Annotated in this window: 19 protein-coding genes; 4 read left to right on the top strand and 15 right to left on the bottom strand. The window is 64.1% G+C overall.

What is annotated here, in order from left to right:
• Positions 1-78 precede the first annotated feature (78 nt).
• From E4S58_RS17140 to E4S58_RS17095, 10 genes are all read right to left on the bottom strand, one after another.
• Positions 79-1,614: a tripartite tricarboxylate transporter permease gene (locus E4S58_RS17140; RefSeq protein ID WP_136637691.1), complete on the bottom strand. Its 1,536-nt coding sequence runs from the start codon at positions 1,612-1,614 to the stop codon at positions 79-81.
• A complete protein-coding gene (locus E4S58_RS17135) occupies positions 1,615-2,070 on the bottom strand; it encodes a tripartite tricarboxylate transporter TctB family protein (protein WP_136637690.1) in 456 nt (151 codons plus the stop codon).
• A gap of 68 nt (positions 2,071-2,138) precedes the next feature.
• On the bottom strand, positions 2,139-3,086 hold the full coding sequence (locus E4S58_RS17130) for a Bug family tripartite tricarboxylate transporter substrate binding protein (RefSeq protein WP_169052719.1): 948 nt from the start codon (positions 3,084-3,086) through the stop codon (positions 2,139-2,141).
• A gap of 533 nt (positions 3,087-3,619) precedes the next feature.
• The gene (locus tag E4S58_RS17125; protein ID WP_136637688.1) at positions 3,620-4,789 is read right to left on the bottom strand and encodes an acyl-CoA dehydrogenase family protein; all 1,170 of its coding nucleotides are present in this window, start codon (positions 4,787-4,789) and stop codon (positions 3,620-3,622) included.
• A gap of 3 nt (positions 4,790-4,792) precedes the next feature.
• Positions 4,793-5,590, bottom strand: coding sequence for an oxepin-CoA hydrolase, alternative type (locus E4S58_RS17120; protein WP_136637687.1), 798 nt, complete (start codon positions 5,588-5,590; stop codon positions 4,793-4,795).
• Complete coding sequence (locus E4S58_RS17115) at positions 5,587-6,600, bottom strand: acyl-CoA dehydrogenase family protein (protein WP_169052718.1); 1,014 nt, start codon at positions 6,598-6,600, stop codon at positions 5,587-5,589. Before E4S58_RS17115 ends, E4S58_RS17120 begins: the two co-directional genes overlap by 4 nt.
• Positions 6,601-6,610: 10 nt before the next feature.
• Positions 6,611-7,780 (bottom strand): acyl-CoA dehydrogenase family protein, encoded by a 1,170-nt coding sequence (locus E4S58_RS17110; protein ID WP_136637685.1) that lies wholly within the window; start codon positions 7,778-7,780, stop codon positions 6,611-6,613.
• 56 nt (positions 7,781-7,836) lie between these two features.
• Positions 7,837-8,859, bottom strand: a complete 1,023-nt coding sequence (locus E4S58_RS17105) for a TAXI family TRAP transporter solute-binding subunit (RefSeq protein WP_136637684.1) — start codon at positions 8,857-8,859, stop codon at positions 7,837-7,839.
• Entirely contained in the window at positions 8,859-10,784 is a 1,926-nt protein-coding gene (locus E4S58_RS17100; RefSeq protein ID WP_169052717.1) for a TRAP transporter permease, read from the bottom strand. The genes E4S58_RS17105 and E4S58_RS17100 overlap by 1 nt, the downstream gene beginning before the upstream one ends.
• Positions 10,781-12,052 (bottom strand): acyl-CoA dehydrogenase family protein, encoded by a 1,272-nt coding sequence (locus E4S58_RS17095; RefSeq protein WP_136637682.1) that lies wholly within the window; start codon positions 12,050-12,052, stop codon positions 10,781-10,783. The genes E4S58_RS17100 and E4S58_RS17095 overlap by 4 nt, the downstream gene beginning before the upstream one ends.
• 93 nt (positions 12,053-12,145) lie before the next feature.
• Between E4S58_RS17095 and E4S58_RS17090 the strand changes: the two genes are divergently transcribed.
• Both E4S58_RS17090 and E4S58_RS17085 read left to right on the top strand, forming a co-directional pair.
• A complete protein-coding gene (locus E4S58_RS17090) occupies positions 12,146-13,360 on the top strand; it encodes a CaiB/BaiF CoA transferase family protein (RefSeq protein WP_136637681.1) in 1,215 nt (404 codons plus the stop codon).
• Positions 13,357-14,214 carry an IclR family transcriptional regulator gene (locus E4S58_RS17085; RefSeq protein ID WP_169052716.1) on the top strand — a complete coding sequence of 286 codons (858 nt, stop codon included), beginning with the start codon at positions 13,357-13,359 and terminating at the stop codon, positions 14,212-14,214. Before E4S58_RS17090 ends, E4S58_RS17085 begins: the two co-directional genes overlap by 4 nt.
• A gap of 48 nt (positions 14,215-14,262) precedes the next feature.
• Here the strand turns inward: E4S58_RS17085 and E4S58_RS17080 are convergent, their stop codons facing one another.
• The 4 genes from E4S58_RS17080 to E4S58_RS17065 form a co-directional block, all read right to left on the bottom strand.
• Positions 14,263-14,640 (bottom strand): response regulator, encoded by a 378-nt coding sequence (locus tag E4S58_RS17080; RefSeq protein WP_136637679.1) that lies wholly within the window; start codon positions 14,638-14,640, stop codon positions 14,263-14,265.
• Complete coding sequence (locus tag E4S58_RS17075; protein ID WP_136637678.1) at positions 14,609-18,070, bottom strand: CheR family methyltransferase; 3,462 nt, start codon at positions 18,068-18,070, stop codon at positions 14,609-14,611. Before E4S58_RS17075 ends, E4S58_RS17080 begins: the two co-directional genes overlap by 32 nt.
• A 25-nt stretch (positions 18,071-18,095) precedes the next feature.
• Positions 18,096-18,620 carry a PAS domain-containing protein gene (locus E4S58_RS17070; protein ID WP_240789604.1) on the bottom strand — a complete coding sequence of 175 codons (525 nt, stop codon included), beginning with the start codon at positions 18,618-18,620 and terminating at the stop codon, positions 18,096-18,098.
• A gap of 204 nt (positions 18,621-18,824) precedes the next feature.
• Positions 18,825-19,511: a GntR family transcriptional regulator gene (locus E4S58_RS17065; RefSeq protein ID WP_136637677.1), complete on the bottom strand. Its 687-nt coding sequence runs from the start codon at positions 19,509-19,511 to the stop codon at positions 18,825-18,827.
• Positions 19,512-19,679: 168 nt separating this feature from the next.
• Between E4S58_RS17065 and E4S58_RS17060 the strand changes: the two genes are divergently transcribed.
• Positions 19,680-20,663: a sialic acid TRAP transporter substrate-binding protein SiaP gene (locus E4S58_RS17060; protein ID WP_136637676.1), complete on the top strand. Its 984-nt coding sequence runs from the start codon at positions 19,680-19,682 to the stop codon at positions 20,661-20,663.
• Positions 20,664-20,718: 55 nt separating this feature from the next.
• Complete coding sequence (locus E4S58_RS17055) at positions 20,719-21,156, top strand: type II 3-dehydroquinate dehydratase (RefSeq protein WP_136637675.1); 438 nt, start codon at positions 20,719-20,721, stop codon at positions 21,154-21,156.
• Between the two features lie 68 nt (positions 21,157-21,224).
• Here the strand turns inward: E4S58_RS17055 and dctP are convergent, their stop codons facing one another.
• Positions 21,225-22,199, bottom strand: coding sequence for a TRAP transporter substrate-binding protein DctP (gene dctP / locus E4S58_RS17050; protein WP_136637674.1), 975 nt, complete (start codon positions 22,197-22,199; stop codon positions 21,225-21,227).
• Between the last annotated feature and the right edge of the window lie 6 nt (positions 22,200-22,205).

Genomic DNA, 22,205 nt, shown 5'->3' with positions numbered 1-22,205 from the left:
CCTCCGCTCCGCCCCTGGGTCGATTTCGTCACGCCTCGGGGTAGGAGTCAAAGAAAAACCCTTATGTGAACCCGAACTTCACACCTGTGAATTTCTGGACGAGACGCTTCGCTGCGCCTGCACGGTCCTGAGCCGTGTGCGGTAGGTCACGAAAAGCCCATAGACCAGCAACAGCGCCGAAACCCCGAGACAGACCTGAGAGATCGCGCTGCCCGCAAAGGCCGTGAAGTCACCGCCGTTCAGCAACAGGGTCCGCCGGAAGTGCTCCTCCATCATCGGGCCCAGCACGAAACCCAGGATCAGCGGCGCGGCCTGCATCCCGAGGTATCGCAGCAGATAGCCGAATGCGCCGCAGATCAGCACGACCCAGACCTGTATCTCGTCGTTGTAGGTGGTCAGGACACCCATCACGATGAACATCAGGATCGCCGGGTACATCAGGTGGAACGGAATGCGCAGCAGCCGGACCCACAGGCCCACCATGGGGATGTTCAGGATCAGCAGCATCAGGTTGCCAACCCAGAAGCTCATCACCAGGCCCCAAAAAAGGTCGGGCTGGTTGACCACGACCATAGGCCCCGGCTCGATTCCGTGGATGATCAGGACGCCCAGGATGATCGCCATGGTCGGCGAGCCCGGGATGCCAAGCGTCAGCGTCGGAATAAAGGCGGTCTGGTCGGCGGCGTTGTTGGCCGACTCGGGCCCCGTCACGCCTTGGATGGCGCCCTTGCCGAATGTCTCTGTCTTGCCGACCCGCTTTTCCGTCGCGTAGCTCATGTAGGCCGCGATCAGGCCACCGGTTCCGGGCAATGCACCGAAGAACGACCCGATCATCGACCCGCGGATCATCGGCATCCAGCTGTCGCGCATCTCCTGCCTGGTCGGCAGCATGGCGCGGAACGACAGGTCGTGGTTCGCCTCACCCGCCTTCTTGATGTTGAGAACCGAATGGATCACCTCGGTCACGCCGAAGATGCCCATGGCCAGCGCGATGATCGAGATGCCTTCGAACAACGCCATTTGTCCGAAGGTGAAGCGCAGGGTCCCGGTATAGACGTCCGATCCGACCAGCCCCATCAGGATGCCGATCAGGACCATCGCGATCCCCTTCAACATCGACCCCGAGGCGATGGTCGACGCGGCGATCAGGCCCAGAACCATCAGCGCGAAATACTCTGCCGATCCGAATTGCACGGCAGAGGCGGCAATGACCGGCGAAAAGCCCATCAGCATGATGATCCCGACCGACCCGCCGAAGAAGCTCGCGACGGTGGTCATGAACAGCGCCGTGGCCGCCCGGCCCTTCTGCGCCATCGGATGCCCGTCCAGACAGGCCACCGCCGACGACGGCGTGCCCGGCACGTTCAACAGGATGGCCGAGGTCGACCCGCCGTAGGTCGTGCCATAGTAGATGCCTGCCAGCAGCACCAGCGCGGCAACTGGTTCGACATGGAAGGTGATCGGGAACAGCAGCGAGATCGAGACCAGCACACCGATGCCCGGAATGACGCCAAGGATAGTTCCAAGGAAGACCCCGAGGAAGCAGAAGGCAAGGTTGTAGGGCTGAAAGGCGACGCCCAGTCCCAGCATCGCATTGTCAAGAATGGTCGACATTTACCAGACCCCCGCGATGACAGGCAGTCTGACGCCGAGGATCATTGTGAACAGGACCACCGCGATGACCGTCACGATCGATGCCAGCAGGACCTTGTTCTTCAGGGGCAGCTTATTGTCGGAATAACTGCTGATGATCACCATCAGAAAGACGGAGGGCGCGACCCCGGTCACGGGATACGTGACGGCAAAGACCGCGATGGCCCCGAGGATCAGGATGAACGGGCGCCAGGCGAACCGGACGTCTTCGGGCGCGGTCCCCTGCATCAGCGCCTGGATCAACAGGCCGACGCCCACGACCGCCAGAACGCCGGATACCAGGACCGGGAACAGGCCGGGTCCCGGAGACCTGAAACTGCCGAACTTGTAGTGCCCCTGCGCGTAAAGCAGAACGGCCACGCCCAGCACGATGATGAGCACGGCCGTCGCCACATCTTTTGACCAAATAGAACGCATCACCCTCAACCTTTTCCTTTTTCAGTCAGAAACCCCGGCGCGATCGCGCGCCGGGGTTTTGACACATGTTACTGGGGGGTCAGTCGGCCCTTGGCGACAAGCTCCTTGAGCTGGTCGAGTTCCTTGGCCACGATCTCCTGGAATTCGGCCTGGGTCCGGCGGGTGGTGTCCATCCCCTGCTTGTTCAACAGCGCCTCGGTCTCGGGGACATGCAGCGCGGCATCAAGGGCGGCGAAGATCTCGTCCTGAACCTCTTGCGGGGTGTCCTTGGGGACGTAGAAACCGAAGATCGTCCCGAAGACGAAGTCGATGCCCTTTTCCTTGAAGGTGGGAACATCCGGCAGCGACGGGTGACGTTCCTCGGCGGCAAGGGCGATCGCTTTGATGTCACCGGATTCGACGTAGGCCACCGAAGAGATCCCGTCCATCATGCCGTCCACCCGGCCCGCGATCACATCAAGGCGCGACGGCGCGCTGCCCTGGTAGGGGATGTGCAGGAAGTCGAAGCCCGCGACGTTGGCCAGCAATTCTGCCGCGATGTGCGGGCTTGCCCCCACGCCCGAGGACGCCAGCTTCAACTCACCCGGATGCTCCTTGGCCCAGGCGACGATGTCGGTGATGTCGTCCATCGGGTAGTCGGGACGCATGATCAGCATGTTGGACCCGCGGCCCAGCATGTAGACCGGCGACAGGTCAGCCAGGTCGAACGGGATGTCGGGCATCAGTACTTCGTTCGAAATGACGCCATAGGCCGTCATCAGGATGCGCGTCCCATCCGGATCCGCACGGGCGACATCCATCGCCCCGACCATCGATCCCGACCCCGGCTTGTTCTCGACGATGACGGTCTGGCCCCATCTTTCCTGCAGCGCGGGCTGGATCATCCGGGCATAGCTGTCGGTGACGCCACCTGCGGAATAGGGCACGACGATGGTCACGGTTTCGGCGGGGTAGTCCTCGGCCTGAACGGCAGATGCGACAAGGCAGGCGGCCAGGGCCGCGACGATTTTCTTCATGGGTTCCTCCTCCACTACTGGCGGCATCCACCGCCGCTGACCAACCGGTCAGTCAGCCGCAGGATAGGAAGCTCTCCTGCACCGATCAACATCTATTTGGTGCAAAGGCGGACTGTCACATATGTGAAAACGGTCGCGCCGCGGTGCCGGTGGCGCAATCTTCTCTTTTTGATTTTTGGAGGATATATGAGCGTCATCAATTGGTTGTGACGGACGTGGCGCGTAAATGCGTCTCGACGGCTCACCCTGCCTGACCACCATTATCCTATGCGGGCATCGACGGGATGAAACCGCCAGCGCCCGTCACCAAGATCAGGCCAGAGCCGGTCCATGTGCCGATCATGGAACTGACCGCACAGGACGGACCGGGCCCCCGCGCCGGGTCTGCGCGCGCTGGAAGACCAGCCGCGATTTACGACGGATCATGGGAGGCCCGGGGCACGGGACAGCCGGGCCCGGGCGCGGCGGACGCCTGAGCGTTTCGGGAGATCTGCCGTCCGCACATGGCGCACCGGAGCCCCATGTCGTGGCGGTCAGCGTCCCCCGCCCGCAGCTTCACGGCGCTGCATCTGCTTGACGATGTTCAGCTGGTGAATCTGGCTTGTGCCCTCGTACAGGCGGAACAGTCGCACGTCGCGATAGTACCGTTCGATCGAGGAATGGTTGGCGACAAATCCCGCGCCACCGAAGACCTGCACGCAGCGGTCGGCCACCCGGCCGCACATCTCGGACGCGAAGTACTTGCAGATCGACGCCTCCAGCGCGATGTCCTTGCCGTCGTCCCGCGACCGGGCGGTGGCGAGGACCAGCTGCTTCGCGGCCTCGATCTCGGCCCGGCAATCGGCCAGCAGCGCGGCGACCAGTTGAAAGTCGATGACCTTCTGCCCGAACTGTTCCCGTCCCGAGGCATGATCAAAGGCCATGTCAAGCATCCGGATCGCCGGACCGGTGCAGAGCGCGGCAAGGTGGATGCGCTGCTTGTTCAGCACCTTCATCGCGGTCCTGAAGCCCACGCCCTCGACCCCGCCGATGATGTTTTCGGCGGGCACGATGCAGTTGTCGAAATGCACCTCGCCGACAGGCGAGCCGCGCTGCCCCATCATCCGGTACCCCTTCGAGGTGCTTAGCCCCTTGAACCCGCGCTCCACGATGAAGGCGGTGACGCCCCTGGCCCCCTTGGTGCCGTCCTCGGTCCGCGCGAAAACGGTAAAGAGATCCGCGATCGGGGCGTTGGTGATATACCGCTTCATCCCGTTCAGGACATAGTGATCCCCCTCGCGGCGCGCGGTCGTTTCGATGTTGCTGGCCTCGGATCCTGCGTTCGGTTCGGTCAGCGCAAGGCAGCCCGTCGCCTCGCCCCGTGCCATCAGAGGCAGGTACTTGCGCTTCTGCTCTTCCGTGCCGTCGGCGACCAGCGCCTCGGACCCGATGCCGGTGTTGGTGCCGACCCGCGCGCGATAGGCGACGGCACATTGCGACAGCTCCATCGCGCCCATCACCAGCTCTTCGGTCGTCAGGCCCAACCCGCCGTATTCCTCGGGGATCGACCAGCCGAAATAGCCGCGCTGCGCCATGTCCTGCACGATGTCGGCGGGCACCTCGTCCAACTCGGCCACGCGGTCCTCGTTCGGATGTGCCACGTTGCGGACCCAGTCATGCACCTCGCCCAGAAGCGCGTCGAGTTTTGCCTTGTCCCTGATCATGGCTTACGCCTTTCCTGCGAAGTCAGGTTTGCGCTTGCCCAGGAACGCGGCCAGCCCTTCGGCGGCCTCGGCCCCGAACCGCGCGGTGTTGATGCCCCTGGCCTCAAGCACCAGCTGGGTCGCCAGGTCGTTGTGCGGCGCGGCGGCGATTTCGGACTTGATAAGCGCCATCGCCCCCGACGGACCAAGGGCCAGTTTTCCGGCCATCTTCTTGGCCGCCTCGATCGCCTCGCCCGCAGGGACGACCGCGTTCACGACGCCAAGGGCGTGCAGCCGCTCGGCCTCGACCGGGGTGCCGGTCAGGCACATCTCGCTCACCAGCTGGCGCGGCAGGCCCTCGCTCAGGAAATGCGTGACGCCGCCGTCGGGGGCGAGGCCCACCTTGACGTAGGCGACCACGAACTTCGCGCCCTCGTCCGCGACGATCATGTCACAGGCCAGCGCCAGCGACATGCCGGCCCCGGCCGCGCCGCCCTCGACCGCGGCGATCACCGGTGTCGGACAGGCCCGGATCGACAGTATCATGGCGTTCAGCGCATCGGTGTTGCCCGACACCTCGGCCATGGTGCTGTTCGCGCTTTCCTTGAGGTTGTTGATGTTTCCGCCCGAACTGAAGAACCCGTGCAGCCCGCACAACACGATCGCCCGCACCCCGGGATCCTCGCCCGCCGTGATGACCTGCGTCTGGATCGCCTTGTAGACGGGGGGGCTGATCGAATTGCGCGACGACGCGCCGTCCAGCGACAGGATCAGGACCGCGCCGTCACGTTCGACGCGCAGTTCGGTTGCAGGGGTACTCATGCGACATTCTCCTTCAGGTCGTCTGCGGGCGCAGCCCGGTCGGCGGCGCGGGTTTCCTCCGCGATCAGCCGGGCCAGACGGGCCCCGTGGTCATCCGCGCTGCCGTTCAGCAGGTCCGCGACGATCACGCGTTTCACATAGCGTCCAAGCGCGTATTCCTCGGTCACGCCGATCCCGCCGTGCATCTGGATGGCCGAGGCTGCGGCCCTCCGCATCCGCCCACCCAGATAGCGTTTCAAGGCCGACACCGAACGCAGGCGCATCGCCACGTCTGGCCCGTCGCAGCACCGTGCGGCCAGATGGACCAGCGACTGGAAATGTTCGATGTCGTGATAAAGATCGACCATCGCGTGCTGCAGCGCCTGGAAGGATCCAAGCGGCCGACCGAACTGCCTGCGCTCTTTCAGATAGGCCTGCGTCATCTCGCGGATCGCGTAAAGCGCGCCAAGCGCCTCGGCGGCGTAAAGCGTCACGGCACTGTCCTGAATCGCCCCGGTCAGACCCGGCACCGTGTCGGTGATCGTGGCCCGTGCCCCGTCCAGCCGCACCTCTGCGGCGCCCCGCCCGTCTACCAGAGCAAATGGCACGACCTCGGCCACGGACAAAGGTACCACGGCCAGACGGTCGTCCGGCAGGCACATGACCAGCCTGTCCGCCACATCCGCCCCGGGCACCACCGGCAGGACGCCTGTCAGCCGGTCATCGTCGATCCGCACTTCGGCTTCCGGGTCCAGGCATGCGGGTCCTTCGGCCCAGATCCCGGCACGGGTCAGCGCCAGCCCCGGCAGAAAGGCCGCGCCGATCACCGGGGCCTGTGTCGCCGCGCGGCCGCATTCGACAAGCGCCGGGACAAGGTCGGCCACGCCCGCGCCAAAGCCGCCCGTCGCCTCGGGATGGGCCGCCAGCAGCAGGCCCAACTCGTCCAGCTCGGCCTGTCCGCCGCCGCCCTCGAAGACCCGGGCAAAACTGTCGGCGATCATCCGTTGGTCGTCGGTCGGTGAGAAATCCATGGCCATCTCCTCAGAATCCCAAGATCTGCTTGGCGACGATGTTCTTCATCACCTCGCTCGATCCGCCGAAAATGGTGAAGGCCCGCGAATTCAGCCAGCCATGCATGCCGTAGTCGTCCGTCCGGGGCCGGTCCGCTTCGCGCCACGGCGCGGCCAACGCGCCGGTGGCTTCCATCGCCAGTTCCTGTATGCGCTGCTGGATCTCGGATCCGCGCAGCTTCAGGAAGGACGACAGCGCACCGACGTCCTGACCCGGCCGGACCTGCGACAGCATCCGCAGGTTGGTCACCTCCTGCGCCAGGAAGTCCGCCTCGAGGTCCGCAAGCTTCATGCCGAAGACCGGATCGTCGATCAGGGCGACGTTGCCCCGCTTCCGGTTTGCTGCCAGCCGTTTCAGCAGCGCCAGCTCGGCCTTCGACTGCCCGACGTTCGCGATGCTGACACGTTCGTTGCCCAGCAGGTACTTGGCATAGGTCCAGCCCCTGTTCTCCTCTCCGACCAGCAGGTCGGCGGGGACGCGCACGTCTTCAAGGAAAACCTCGTTCACATGGTGATCACCGTCGATCGTGATGATCGGACGCACCGTCACACCGGGACTGTCGAGGGGGATCAGCAGCATCGAGATCCCCTGCTGCGGCCGCTCGGCATCCGGGTCCGTACGGACCAGCGTGAACATCCAGTCCGCATGCTGCGCCGTTGTGGTCCATGTCTTCTGACCGTTGACGACATAGGCGTCGCCGTCCCAAACCGCGCGGGTCTTCAGTGCGGCCAGATCGGACCCGGCGCCGGGTTCTGAAAAGCCCTGGCACCAGTAATCGTCAGCGCTCAGGATGCGCGGCAGGAACCGCTTTTTCTGCGCCTCGGACCCGAACCGAATCAGCACCGGGCCGATCATCTTCAATCCAAAGGGCCGCAGGCGCGGCGCGCCGGCCATCATCGCCTCACTGTCGAAAATGTACTGCTGCATCGGGCTCCAGCCCGTGCCGCCGTGGTCCTCAGGCCAGTTCGGCGCGACCCAGCCCTTGTCGGCAAGGATCTTGTGCCAGCGGATCATCTGGTGCCAGGAATGGCGACCGTATCCGAAAAAGGTGCCCGAGATATCCTCGGGCAGCGCGTCGTCCAGATAACTGCGGACCTCGTCGCGGAAGGCGAGGTCCGCGTCGGAATAGAACAGCTCCATGGCCGGCCTTTCGTCTTGATCACGACCCGCGGCGCCCCGCCGCGGGCCCCGGTTCATCACTTCGCTTCGGGCGGGATCAGGTCTTCGGGCACGTCGACGCCGATTTCCTTGTAGTAGCGGTAGGCGCCCACATGCAGCGGAGCGTTCATCTGGTTCAGCGCCGTCTCGGGGGTGATCACCTCCATCCACTTCGCGGCGGCGACGAAATCGTCGTGATGCTCGAAGATGGACTTGGTGACGTTGTAGATGACCTCTTCGTCCATCCACTTGTTGGTGCCCAGGCCGACGATCGAACTGACCATCCGCACCGGCGTGTCGTTGACAAGGTTCTTGTATGTGCCTGGCTCGAGCATATCGAACTCGCGCCCCGGAACCGCGGCGGCCGCCTTTATCGACGGATCCTCCAGCTTGTCATCCGGAATACCCAGAACCCGGAACGGACCGATTGCGGACAACTGCTGAAGTTCGGCGCTCGGGATCGGGGTCGGCACGAAATAGGCGTCGACCTGGCGGTCCTGGAAAGCCTGTTCCGCCGAAGCCCAGTCCAGGTTGACCGGTTCGAAATCGGTGTCGGCCTCATAGCCGGTGACGCCCTTGATGACCTGGCTGATGACGGTGCGCCCGGCGCTGGACGGCGGGCCGATATAGACCTTCTTGCCCTTCAGGTCGGCCATGCTCTCGATCCCGGAATCCGCCCAGGTGATGCCATGATAGGCGCCAAGCGGATAGTTCACGATGGACCGGATGTTGGTGAACAGCTCTTTCGCATTCGGCAGCTTTTCATACATCCGCGTGCCGTCGCGCAGGTAACCGTTGATCGACACGGCCGTCATGAACAGGTCAAGCTGCTGGTTCGAGGCGTCGACGATCATCCGGGTGCCGACGGCGCCGGTGGTCAGCTGCGTGGAATACCCGTGGTCCTTCTTGATCGCCTGGCTCAGCGCGATCGAAAAGACGGTGGTCGGCGATGCCTGACCAAGCGACGCCATGCGCAAGCTTTGCGCCTGCGACCCGCCTGCAACCAGCGCCATCCCCGCGGCAAGCGCCAGCGCCCTTTTCCTGAACGTCATGAGTCCCATCAAATTCCTCCCTTGGTTTCTGTGACAGGTGTGTGTGAGGCCGTGCCCGCCCGCTTGCGGCCAGGCAGCAGAAGCTGGGCCAGCGCCGCGACGATCAGCACGTATTGCAGCGTCGCGATCTGGATCACGAGGCCCCCAGCCAGCGCGATCCGCAGGCCACGATGCGCCAGGCCGATCCGCGTGCCCGCGTAGCCCACGATCCCGGTGTTCAGAAGCCAGATGGCCAGGGCCAGCGCGACGCAGACCCGGACGAAGGCTTCCGGGTGAAACTCTCCGATCAGCAGCAGCGACGGCTCGTAGATGAAGATGAACGGAATGATGAAGCCAACCAGCGCCAGCCGTACGGCGACAAAGGCCGTCTTCATCGGGTTCGCCTCGGCGATCGGGGCGGCCGCGAAGGCACCGATGGCGACCGGCGGCGTGATGGCCGAAAGCACGCCGAAGTAGAAGACGAACATGTGCACCGCCAGCATGTCCGCGCCCAGCTTGGTCATTACGGGCCCCAGGACCAGCACGATGATCAGGTAGGCTGGCAGCGTCGGCATGCCCATGCCCAGCACCAGGCAGGCAAAGGCGGTGATCACCAGCGATCCGAAAAGCCAGGTCTCGGAATAGGATGAGATCACGCTGGCAAAGGTCAGCCCGATCCCCGTCAGGTTCATCACGCCCAGGATCACCCCGATGCACGCCACCGCCACAAGGATCGAGGCACAGGCCTTGCCCGCCTTGACCAGCGCATCCCAGTAGACGCGCGGATTGGCGCGGTTCTGCTTGCGGAAGAGGCCCAGGATGACCGACAGCACCACCGCGACAAAGCCGGCCATGGCCGGCGACCGGCCCATGATCAGCACGGCCACGATGGCGAGGATCGGGATGACGAACTGCAGGGCATGCAGATAGTCGATACGGGTCAGTTTCACCCGGTCCTCGACCGGGATTGGCTCGATCCCCGATGCCGCCGCTTGGACGGAAATCGCCGCGAAGAGTGACCCGTAGTAGAACAGCGCCGGGATCAGCGCGGCCACCGCGATCGTGGTGTAAAGTTCTCCGGTCAGGTCGGCCATGAGGAAGGCCGCAGCCCCCATCACCGGTGGCACGATCTGCCCCCCGGTCGATGCCGCGGCCTCGACGCCGCCCGCCATCGCGGGCGAAAAGCCGCGCCGCTTGATCATCGGAATGGTGAATGTGCCCGAGCCGACCACATTGGCCGTCACGCTGCCCGACATCGACCCGAAGAGGGCCGAGGCGACGACCGCCGAATGCGCAGGCCCGCCGCGCGTCCCCCCGGTCAGCGCGACCGAGGTCCGGATCAGCGCATCGCTGGCCCCGGTGCCTTCCAGGATCACGCCGAAGACGACGAAGACCAACACGACACGGATCACCACGCCCGTCGGCATGCCGAAGACGCCCTGATAGCCATACCACACGTTCTGCATGGTGCGGTTCAGATCGACCCCCGCATGGCCCAGGAACCCCGGAAGGTTCGACCCGAACAGGCAGTAGACCAGCATCAGCCCCGCGATGATCACGATCGGCAGGCCGAACAGGCGCCGCGTGGCTTCCAGCACCACAAGGACCCCGGCGAACGCCAGCCATGTATCGAATGCGGAGAAGATGTAGAAGGTGATCTCGTTGAGGTGCTCGACAATGGTGAACCGGGCGCAGGCCGCCACGACCACCGCGATCAGCACCGCATCGAAAACCGTACCGGCCAGTCTCGAAAGGCCCGACACGTCGCGCGACCCGAAGACGGGCCGCAACAGCAGCACGATGACCACCGCCGCACCGATCAGCATGTTGCGTCCGAAGGCGATGTCCCAGGGCCCCGAATAGGCCACCCAGACGGACTGGCCGGCCAGCGCGACCGAAATCAGCGCGGCCAGAAACAGCCCGACATTGCGCAGGTCGAACTCCCGTGTGCTCATTCCGCGGCACTCCTGACAGGCTGGGCCACGGCGGGCACGGTGACATAGGGGCTGTCGGCGATGCTCCATCCCGGCTGCGGTTCGGTGCGGAAGATCTGGCGCAGGTGCACCTCGTCCGGGCCATCGCCGATGCGGAACCAGCGGGCATAGGCAAAGGCGTGGTGGATCGGCACATCTGCCGTGCCGCCCATTGCGCCGAAGATCTGAAGCGCGTGATCCGCGATCCTTTGCAGCATGTTCGGCACCGACACCTTGATCATCGACACCGGACGCCAGCTGGCCCCGTCGCCGCCCTGGTCCAGCAGCCAGGCGCAGCGCTGCACGGCCAGCCGGTTCAGGTCGATGTCGACCCGCGCCTCGCCGATCCAGCGCTGCACGGTGTCGTAATCGATCACCGACCTGCCAAAGGTCGTCCGTTCCCGGGCCCGCGCGATCATCAGCTCGACCAGCATCTCGGCTAGCCCGATGCAGCGCATGGCGTGATGGATGCGGGCCGGTCCAAGCCGGACCTGCGCGCCCTTGAAGCCCCTGCCCCGTTCGCCCAGCAGGTTTTCGACCGGCACCTCGACCCCGTCGAAGTCGATCTGCGCGATCGGGGCGACGTGGTCTTCCCAGCCCAGGTAGCTCAGTTCCCGCGTGATGGTGACGCCGGGGGCATCGGTCGGCACGATCACCATGCTTTGACGTTCGGTCCGCACGGCCTCGGGATCGCTGACGCCCATGACAATCAGGAACGAGCAGTCGGGGTGCGCACCGCCCGTGGCAAACCACTTGCGACCCGTGACGCGGATACGGTCACCTACGAACTCGATCCGGGTCGCGATGTTCGACGCGTCCGAAGAGGCCACGTCGGGCTCGGTCATGGCAAAGGCAGACCGGGTCGTGCCCTCCAGCAAGGGCGTCAGCCACCGGGCCTTCTGCCCTGGCGTCGCCAGCGCCTGCAGCATCGCCATGTTCGGCACGTCCGGCGCCTGGCAGTTGAAGACCTGGCTTCCCCAGGGAAGCTTTCCCATGATCTCGGCCAGCGGCGCGAATTCCAGGTTGGTCAGCCGTGTCCCCGGTTCATCCTCTGCCAGCTCGGGCAACGCCAGGTTCCAAAGCCCCTGCGCCCGCGCCTTGGCGCGCAGCGCGGGCAGGAAGTCGGCCTCGACTCCGCCGCGCTGCACCTGTTCGACCCAATCGCGATGCCGCGGCAGGATCTCGGTGTCGAAGAACGCGGCGACCTGCGCCAGGATCTCTTGCGATCTGTCTGTGGGTTCGAAGTGCATACCCCCTCCCAAGGTTCATTATTTGCGCTTCTTGACCCTCTTGTTTCAAATATCGTAACACATGTCAAACGAGTTTCATGATTAGGAGCATCCATGACCGCCACAGACACCGGGTCCGGCCCCCTGGCCGGGCTGAAAGTTCTCGATATCGCGACCATCATTGCAGGGCCTATGGCCGGGTCATTGCTGGCAGATTTCGGGGCGGAGGTTATCAAGCTCGAACTCCCCGGCGTGGGTGACGGCCTGCGCGGTTTCCCCCCGTTCAAAGAGGGCAAGTCGCTGTGGTGGAAGGTCACGAATCGCGGCAAGCGCCACGGCACGCTCGACCTTCGGACACCCGAGGGCGGCAAGCTGTTCCTCGACCTGATCTCCGAGGTCGACGTGCTGATCGAAAACTTCCGCCCCGGCACGCTGACCAAGTGGGGCTTCGACATCGACACCCTCTGGAAAGCCAACCCACGGCTCGTCGTGCTGCGCGTTTCGGGGTACGGCCAGGACGGGCCGATGGCCAAGCAGTCCGGCTTTGCCCGCATCTTCGAAGCCATGGGCGGCCTGACCCATATCACGGGCGATCCGGACCGCCCGCCGATGCACACCGGCTATCCGCTGGCCGATTCCATCGGCGCTGTCTTCGGGGCCTTCGCGATCTGCGCCGCGCTGGTCCGCGTGGTCCGATCCGACCGTCAGGAGGGCGAGGAGATCGACCTTGCCATGACCGAGGCCGTGTTACGTCTGCTGGAGTCCCTCGCCATCGAATACGACCAGCTGGGCGACGTACGTGAACGCGTGGGCAACAAGAACACCTACTCCGCCCCGTCGGATGTCTACATGACGGCGGACAAGCGGTACGTGTCGCTTGCCGGATCGACCAACAGCACCTTCGGCTACAACGCCTCCGCGATCGGCCGACCCGAGCTGGTCGAGGATCCCAGGTTCAACTCGAACGCCGGACGGGTGAAGAACGTGGCCGAGCTGGACAAGATCTTTGGCAGCTGGATCGCTGCGCACACGCTGGACGAAGTGCTGGAGGCCTTCCGCAAGACGGGTGGCACCATCGCGCCCATCTACGGCATCGACCAGATCTTCGCAGACCCGCAGTACAAGGCACGCGAGGCCATCGTGTCGGTCGAAGACGAAGATTTCGGCCAAGTCCGCATGCAGGGGTTGGTGCCGCGCTACCGCAACGCGCCGGGAAAAATCAGATGGGCCGCCAAGGCGATTGGAGCCGACAACGATTACATCTACAAACAGGTCCTGAACCTGAGCGATCAGGAGATCGAGGCTTACAGGGACAAGGGCATCCTTTGAAAGACGGCAAGACTATCCTCAGCCAGTGGGCCGATGACGGGCAGTGTGACCTGACCATCGATACGTCGACCGACCAGGCCCTGTCATCCACGCTGATGCGCGGGCTCGAGATCCTCGGGCTTTACAGTGACACCGAGGATCGTCTGTCAAATTCGGAAATCGCGCGCCGCCTGGGCCTGAACCGGGCGACCGTGTCCAGGCTGTGCAAGACGCTGGTGCACATGGGCTATCTGCGGCGCGATCCTAAGGGCCTGTTCCGGCTGGCCCCGCAGATCCTGTCGCTGGCCTACCCCGTTCTGGCCGCCACGCGCTGGCGGCACCGCCTGATCCCGCCGATGCGAGAAATCGCAGAGATGAGCAATGGCAACGTCTCGCTCTGCGTGATGTCGGATGACAGGTTCGTCCAAGTCCAGCCGGTCGGCGATCCGGCCTCTTTCCCGCACATCCCCGAACCCGGCATCACCGGCCCGCTGCTGCGCTCGGCCAGCGGCAGGTCTTTGCTTGCGCTGCTCGAGGGCCAGGAGCTCAACGACAAGCTGGCCGAACTCCGCATGCGCTTTCCCGAAGATTTCGACAAGTACGCAGAGCCCACATTCGCAGCCATACAGCGCTGCCGCGAGGAAGGGTTCTGCGTGGCTTACGGCGAATGGCGGCCAAATATCGTTGCACTGTCGACCCCGCTTGGCCAAACCGAAGACGGGCTTTACGTGGCGCTCAGCTGCGGGTTGCCGCGTTTCCGGGCGCGCGAGGACGTGATCGAGAATGACCTGGGTCCGCGCATGGCCGAGGCGGCCAATTCCATCCGGATGATGGGCGTGTTCCGCGCGCCCTCTTTCGCCAAACAACGGGCCTGATCGCGGGCCCAGGCGTCACGCAGACCAGACACCTGCCCTACGTCCCGATCACGGGGCCGACATCGTCAGCGCGCCTTTCAGCTTGGCGGGATTGACCGGTTTCATGCAGGTTTCCGCCCCCGGATAGCGGCGCGAGATCTCCCGGTCGTCGACGTGGCCCGAGTGGAAGATCAGTGGCACGCCCTGCTGCATCAGCACGTCGGCAAGGGGGAAGACCTGGCCATCGCGAAGGTTCACGTCCAGCACCGCGATGTCCGGCACGCCGACGTCGAGGGAATGCTTGGCGGATTTCACGTCGGCGAAGGGTCCGACGACATCGAAGCCCATGTCTTCGAGCATGAACTTCAGATCCAGCGCGACAATCGGCTCATCCTCGCACAGCAGAACCGTCTGTCTAGGTGCGGGATCCTTCGGAGTTGGGGACATATTCCAGGGTCATCCTTCGAGTGTTCGCGTCGATCGTCGTCTCGAGGCGTCCATCCAGTTGCATCGCGGACAACTGGACAAGCGTCGACCCGAAGCCGGCTTTTTCTTCCGATCGGACAACGTCCTGGGCCATCACTTCGTTCCACGTCAATGTGATGCCCTTGGACTCGTTCTTCGCCCAGGTCACCGCAAGGCGCCCGTCCCGTGCGCCAAGTGCACCGTATTTGGCCGCGTTGGTGGCCCATTCATGCAACAGCAGCGACAGCGCGGTCAGTTCGCTGACGTCCACCGCGACCTCGGGGCCGTCGATACTGATCTCGGAATGCGCGTCGTAGGGTTCGACCGACGCCGCGACGACATCCGCCAGGGTCAGCGCCTCGCCGGCGGGGGCGCGTTGCGTCATGTCGTGCGACCGGGCCAGCGCGGTGATGCGCAGCTGCATCGCCTCGACCAGATCCGCGACCGAATTGGCTGAACGACCGACGATCCGCAGCATGCCCGAAATGATCGCGAACATGTTCTTCACGCGATGGTTCATCTCGCGCAGCATCAGTTCGCGCACGTCGCGGTCTTCCTGTTCGCGCGTAACGTCGAAGACGACGCCAAGGACGCGGGCGGATTTCCGGCTGTGCATGCGCTGGCCGACGATCTGGCAGAACCGAGAAGTCGCATCGTCCGACCTGGTGCGGAACGTCACATCGATCTGGTCGCCGTCGCCCGATGCGGCACGGAAAGCCTGCTTCACGCGGTCGCGGTCATCGTCGTGGACGCAGTCGTAGAAGTCCTCGGCCGACGGATGTTCGGTCGCAAGGCCCAGAATGACCGCGCCGGTCGGGTCGATGCGCACCGTCCCCGCCACCGGGTCGAATTCCCAGACCGACAGGTTCGACACGTCGAGGGCAAGGCGCAGGCGTTCGCTTTCCTGTTCAAGCGCATCTTCCAGCCGCACCGCGTCGGTGAGTTCCGAGAAGACCAGCGTCGCGCCGTCCAGCTGACCGTCACGGGACCGGTAGGGCGTGATGACCAGCGACCAGATGCGTTCATCGTTGCGGTCCCAGACCCGCAGGTGCCGGACCTCGCCGTCGCGCATCACCTCGCGGGTGGCCTCCAGCATCTCGGAGTCCTGCCGCAGGGCGCTTGTCACCTCGGTCAGCGGGCGGCCCCGGTCGGAATTGCGGAAGGGATAGATGCTTTGGATCGCGACCGTGTAGTTGCGGATCGCCATGTCGGCATCCACGACGACCAGCGGCAGCGCGGTCGAGGCAAAGAAGTTCGACAGGTCCGAATTGGCGACCGAAAGCTCGTCAACCTTGCCCTTCAACTCGTCGTTGACCGTCGAAAGCTCCTCGTTCGTGGACTGGAGCTCCTCGTTCATCGACATCATTTCTTCGTTCGAGCTTTTCAGCTCTTCGTTCGCGGTCTCGAGTTCCTCGACGGTGGTGTGCAGGCGGACGCGGGTCGACCGCAGCTCGTCCTCAAGGCTTTGGACATGGCTGTCCATCGGCAGGACGGATTCGAAATCCTCGTCATCGCCGAAGGTGAAGCGGTCGCTTTCACGGAAGACCAGAAGGAAGGACCCGTCCGGCAGCGGCTCTCCGATCAGGTCGAAGTCCTGCGTGCCGAATTCGGACTGCGCGGTCAGATCGCGCGATATGGTGCGTTTCTTGTTCCGGCTGACCTGCCGGATGATGGCCGAGATCGCCTCGCGCACGCCGGGACGCGCGATCGAGGGTGCGAACCGGTTCGAATCCCCACCAATGCTGTAATCCAGGTACTTGCCCAGCCGACCGGTGGATTTCAGGATCTCGCCGCTGGCCGTCACCCGCAGGGTTGCGGGGGCATAGGCCGCCAGGATCCGGTCGGTCGCGCCGCCATCGCCCCATTCCAGCCGCTTCGAGGGTTCTTCGTCGTGCTGCGGCCGACGCCGGTTGGTCGTGGCCGTGGGTTCCTGATGGCGCAGGTGCAGGGGGTATTCCGGCCGGCTGTCGTTGCGGCGGAAGACGCGCGCGGACTGGTCGATCGCCTGGAAGGCATGATCGAACCGGCCCACGGTTTCCGAGGGGCCCAGAAACAGGATGCCCCCCGGCTTGATCGCATAGTGAAAGATCGGCATCGCCGCCTTCTGCAGCTGATCTCCGAAATAGATCAGAAGGTTGCGGCACGACAGCAGGTCGATGTTCGAAAACGGCGGATCGCGCACGATGCTGTGGACCGAAAAGCGGATCATGTCGCGGATCTTGGCAGAGACCTGGAAATGCCCGTCGCGCCCGATCGTGTAGGCATCGCGCATCTGTTCGGGAATATCGCCAAGCGCGGCCTGGGCATAGGTGCCTTCCCGGGCGATCCGCAGCATCTGTTCGTCGATGTCGGTGGCAAAGATCTGGACGTTCACCGACCGTTTCTGCAGGCGGCATTCGTCGGCGATCATCATCGCGATGGTATAGGCTTCCTCGCCGCTGGAACAGCCGGGCACCCAGATCCGGATGTCATCCTCGTTGCCCGAATTCTTGACCAGCGGCCGGATCGCCGTTTTGCGCAGCACCTCGAAATGGTCGGCATCGCGGAAGAACCGCGTGACGTTGATCAGAAGGTCGCGGAACAGAAGCTCGCATTCGCGGGGGTCGGACCGGATGTGCTGCAGGTACTGCTCGGCATTGTCGAGGTTCAGCACCTGGACCCGCCGCTGCACCCGACGCACCAGCGTGGACTGCTTGTAGCCGGAAAAGTCGTGGCCGACGAAATTCCGCACCACCGCACAGATGTCGGTCAGGTTGGTTTCGATCGTGCTGGCCAGCTGCGTGTCGGTCTTGCCCAGGAACGAATGGGTGTAATAGGACCGGATCGCCTCGACGATGTCAGAGGGGCGGCGGACGAAATCGACCAGCCCGGTATTCTGCGCCGAAGTCGGCATGCCGTCGTACTTGGCGGATTCGGGATCCTGCACGATGCACAGCCCGCCATGTTCCTTGATCGCCCGAAGGCCCACGCTGCCGTCCGCGCCGGTCCCCGACAGGATCACGCAGGCCGCGAACCGGCCCTGGTCGATGGCAAGGCTTTCGAAGAAGTCGTCGATCGGACGCCGCAGGCCGCGCGGCTGGGAAAAGGCGGTCAGGTCCAGCACGCCCTTGCTGACCGACAGACCCACGCCGGGCGGGATGATATAGACGTTGCCGCTCTGGATCTTTTCGCCGCCCGACACCTGCCGGACCGCCAGATCCGTATGCCGCGCCAGAAGCTCGGCCAGAAGGCTTTCGTGGTTCGGGTCAAGGTGCTGGATCACCACGTAGGCAAGGTTCGCATCCGGCGACGCCCCCGCCAGCATCTCGCGGATCGCCTCGAGTCCGCCGGCCGAGGCGCCGATGCCCACGATGCACAGCCGTTCCGTATCGCCGTCGATCTGCTGGGGATCGTTGCTTTCCTGATCGCGCATGGTCTGTCCGAAGCTCCCTGTCCGCTCAGGTTCGCGACAAGGAAAGCCGCGCCATCATGGCGACCGAATCCGCCAGCAGCTTGGCCGATCCGATCATCGCGAGGCCGTATTCACGCCCGATCTGTTCGACATCGCTCAGCGTGTCCCGCAGCGTGTCGTCGTTCGACTGGATCTTCGACCGCTTCACCGCCGAGGTCATGTCGAACTGCGAAGCCAGGATGTACCTGGCCTTGCCCGCGTCATCACGAAGGCGGGACATGAAGACATAGTTGTGAAAGGGCGTGCCGTCCTTGCGGTAATTGAGGATCGGGAACCGGCCCGCATCCGCGCCCACGCCGTGGACGAAATCATGCAGCGGCTTGCGCATCTCTTCGGTCGTCGCCTCGCCCTGCAAGAACCGGCAGTTCTGATGCAGGACGTCTTCTTCGTCGTATCCGGTGAGATCACAGAAGGACTTGTTGACCAGGACAAGCGGCGCATCCTCGGACGTGTCGGACAGGGCCAGGGCGATATTGGATCCGCGCAAGTAGTCTGTCAGCCGCTGCGGCACCGCCAAATCCGTTTCCCTTCCCGGTTCTCAGGTCTCTGAATACCGGTATATGGACTGCCCCCGGGCCTTTGCAAGCAAGGTAAAACAGTACCAGATCAACTTTTGGCCGGGAAATCAGCGATATGGTCGGGCTGACCCTTTTTGCGCCCGGCAATAGGGCGCACGGGCGCTGGCATGCCAGTGTCTATCTTGGTGCGCCGATCGTCACCCGGGAATGCGGCCCGTCGACAGGATGTGGTCGACCCCGCTGCGGATGTGGCGGCCCAGCAGGTCGACGGCGGCGTCGGTCTTGCGGGCAATGACCAGTTCGCGCAGTTCGGCGTGCTGGTCGGCGGCGGGGCGGCCGCGGAATTCCAGCACCAGCATGTGGTAGCGGATGAACCGGTCGAAGGCCATCGAATGCGCCGCCATCAGCGCAGGCGAATTGCAGGCCGAGATCGTGGCGTAGTGGAATTCCCAGTCCTGCTGCACCCAGTCGTTCACGATCGACCGGTCGCCCGCGATCAGCTTCTCCTCGACCGTGGACAGCATGTAGTGGGCGCGCACCACGTCGGCCTCCCAGTGCATGTCGCCGGTTTCGATCGACTGGCGCAGGGCCTGTTCTTCCAGCAAAAGCCGCAGGCGCCCCACGTCGCGCAGCCCTTCGGCGGTGACCGGGGCGACCTCGAACCCCTTCTGGCCTTCGGCGACGACCAGACCCTCGACCCAGAGACGGGTCAGAATCTCGCGCACGGTGCCGGCGCCAAGGTCGTAAGTCTTGCGCAGTTCATCGATCTTCAGCTTTTTCGACGGGGCAAGCCCGCCGCGCAGGATGTCGGACTTGATCCGCCGATAGCCGGAATCTCCGACGGTATCCGTCGTCTGCGCATCGAAGAAGGTCTTTCGGATCATAGGATGAAATCCACTTTGCCTTATGACGTCTGATTACCCGGTTCGTGGCCGCTTGCCTACCGCCGTTTGCCAGATGGGTCAGACCGGCTTTACCGGTTTTGTATTTCAGCATATGTTTTCTAAATCATCCGATAGAATCAAAACTATCGGTTAACTGGAGGAGAAAACATGCTCACACTGACCCGACGCCTGATGATGGGCGCCGCCACGGTCGGCCTGCTTGCCACCGCGCTGCCCGCGTTGTCGCAGGACAAGGTCGAACTGAACTTCTCGGCCGTATTCTCGCAGCAGGACATCCGGGCCGAGATGATGCAGAAGTTCGCCGAGGCGCTTGGCGACGGCTACACCTTCAACGGCTACTACGGCGCGACGCTGTTCAAGCAGGGGACCGAACTGGTCGCGCTGCAGCGTGGCAACCTCGAGATGGGCAACATCGCCCCGCAGGACGTGTCGAACCAGATCCCGGCCTTCTCGATCCTGACCTCGGCTTATCTGTTCCGCGATGCCGACCACCTCAAGACCTTCTGGGCGTCGGACGTGGGCGCCGAGATGAAGCAGATGGCCGAGGACCAGCTGGGAATCCACATCCTGGGCCCGACCTATTTCGGCACCCGGCAGGTCGGCCTGCGCACCGACAAGGAAATCAACACGCCCGAGGACATGGCCGGCATCAAGCTGCGCATGCCCGGCGGCGAAAGCTGGCAGTTCCTGGGTCGCGCGCTTGGGGCGAACCCGACGCCCATGGCCTATCCCGAGGTCTACACCGGCCTGCAGAACGGTGCGATCGACGGGCAGGACAACCCGCTGCCGAACGTCGAGAACATGAAGTTCTACGAGGTCGAGAAGCAGACCGTCCTGACCTCGCACCTGATCGCCTATGACCTGCTGGTCGTGTCCAAGACGGTCTGGGACAAGCTGGACGACGCGCAGAAGGCCGAATTCCAGGCCGCAGCGGACGAGGCCATCGCCTGGTCGACCGAACAGCACCTGGCCCGCGAGGCCGAGCTGGTCGAATTCCTCAAGGGGGAGGGCATGACCTTCCACACCCCCGACGTAGACGCCTTCCGCGCCTATGCCCAGAAGATGTACCTTGACTCGGACCTGTCGAAAGACTGGCCCGAAGGCATGCTGGACCGCATCAACGCGCTTTGATCCCTGCGGGGGCGGCCCCCGGGTCGCCCCGTTTCCCAAGACCCCGGAGACCGACATGACCCGTAGCATCCACGTGCTCAACGGCCCCAACCTCAATCGCCTTGGCCTGCGCGAACCCCAGATCTACGGCCACACCACCCTGGCCGAGATCGAGGCGATGTGCCGTGGCGCCGCCACCGACGACGAGATCGTCTTTCGCCAGTCCAACGCCGAATATCAGCTGATCGACTGGATCCACGAAGCCTGCGACACGGGCGATGCGCTGATCATCAACCCGGCCGGCCTCAGCTTTCGGTCGATCCCGCTGCTGGACGCGCTCAAGATGTTTTCCGGGCCGCTGATCGAGGTGCATATCTCGAACATTCACCGGCGCGACGAGATCTATCACAAATCGCTGGTCTCGACCGTCGCGACGGCCGTGATCGCCGGGCTGGGCGCGCGCGGCTATGTCCACGCGGTGACGGCAGCACAGGATATCCTGGCCGAGGCCTGACCCGACCCCGTCGCAACGAAAAACGCCCGCTTGGACAAGCGGGCGTTTTCCATGTTGTCACCTGACAATCAGAGCGCGTTGATCGCGTCCAGCATGCCCTCGGGCCAGTTCTTGGACAGGTCCGACTCCAGGTACATCTTCTGCGCGTGCTCCTGGAAGGCCTTCACGTCGGGGCTGTAGACCTTCAGGCCCTCGCCTTCGAAAAAGGCAACCAGTTCAGCCTCTTCCGCCAGGTACTGTTCATCGGACCAGGCGGTCGCCTTGTCGGCGGCGGCCTGCATCGCGGCCTTCTGGTCATCGCTCAGGCCGTTCCAGACCTGCGACGACACCAGCAGCATGCCGAAGCCGACGTTGTGGTTGGTCAGGACGATCTGGTCCGTGACCTCGTAGAACTTCATCGCCTTGTCGTTCGGCAGCGGGTTGTCCTGGCCGTCGACGACGCCGGACTGCAGCGCGGTGTACAGTTCGGTATAGGGGATCGGCACCGGGTTCGCGCCAAGCGACCGGCCCAGGAACTGCCAGCTTTCGCCGCCGGGCATCCGCAGCTTCACGCCCGACAGATCGGCCGGGGTCTGGACCTGCATGTCGCCCTTCAGGTTCACCTGGCGGGTGCCGTAGTAGAAGGTGCCAAGGATCTCGACGCCCAGCTTGTCGCGGGCGATGGCCTTCAGCTGATCACCGACCTCGGAGTTGAAGATCGCCTTCAGATGCGCCTGGTCGCGCACGACATAGGCCGCGCCGAGGATGTCGAATTCGGGCGCCTGCTGCGCCAGGTCCGACGGCGGCAGGCCGGCCATCTGGATGTTGCCGCGCTGCAGGCCGACAAGTTCGGTCCCCTGCTTCATCAGCGTCGCGCTGAAGTAGGGCTGGAAGTCGAAGCTGTCGCCCAGTTCGGCGGCAAAGATCTCGACCATCGCCTTTGACCGCGGCACCTCGGGCGGGTTCACGTCGGAAAAGATCAGTTCGACCTTGTCCTGTGCTGCGGCGGGCAGCGCGACGGCGGTCGCGGCGGCCAGCATCATGGCCTTGAGTGTCAGTTTCATGGGGGT

The sequence above is a fragment of the Pseudooceanicola onchidii genome, assembly GCF_004959925.1.
Lineage (GTDB): Bacteria > Pseudomonadota > Alphaproteobacteria > Rhodobacterales > Rhodobacteraceae > Pseudooceanicola > Pseudooceanicola onchidii.
The sequence above is the reverse complement of the archived record's forward strand: the minus strand, read 5'-3'. Positions and strand labels throughout refer to the sequence as shown.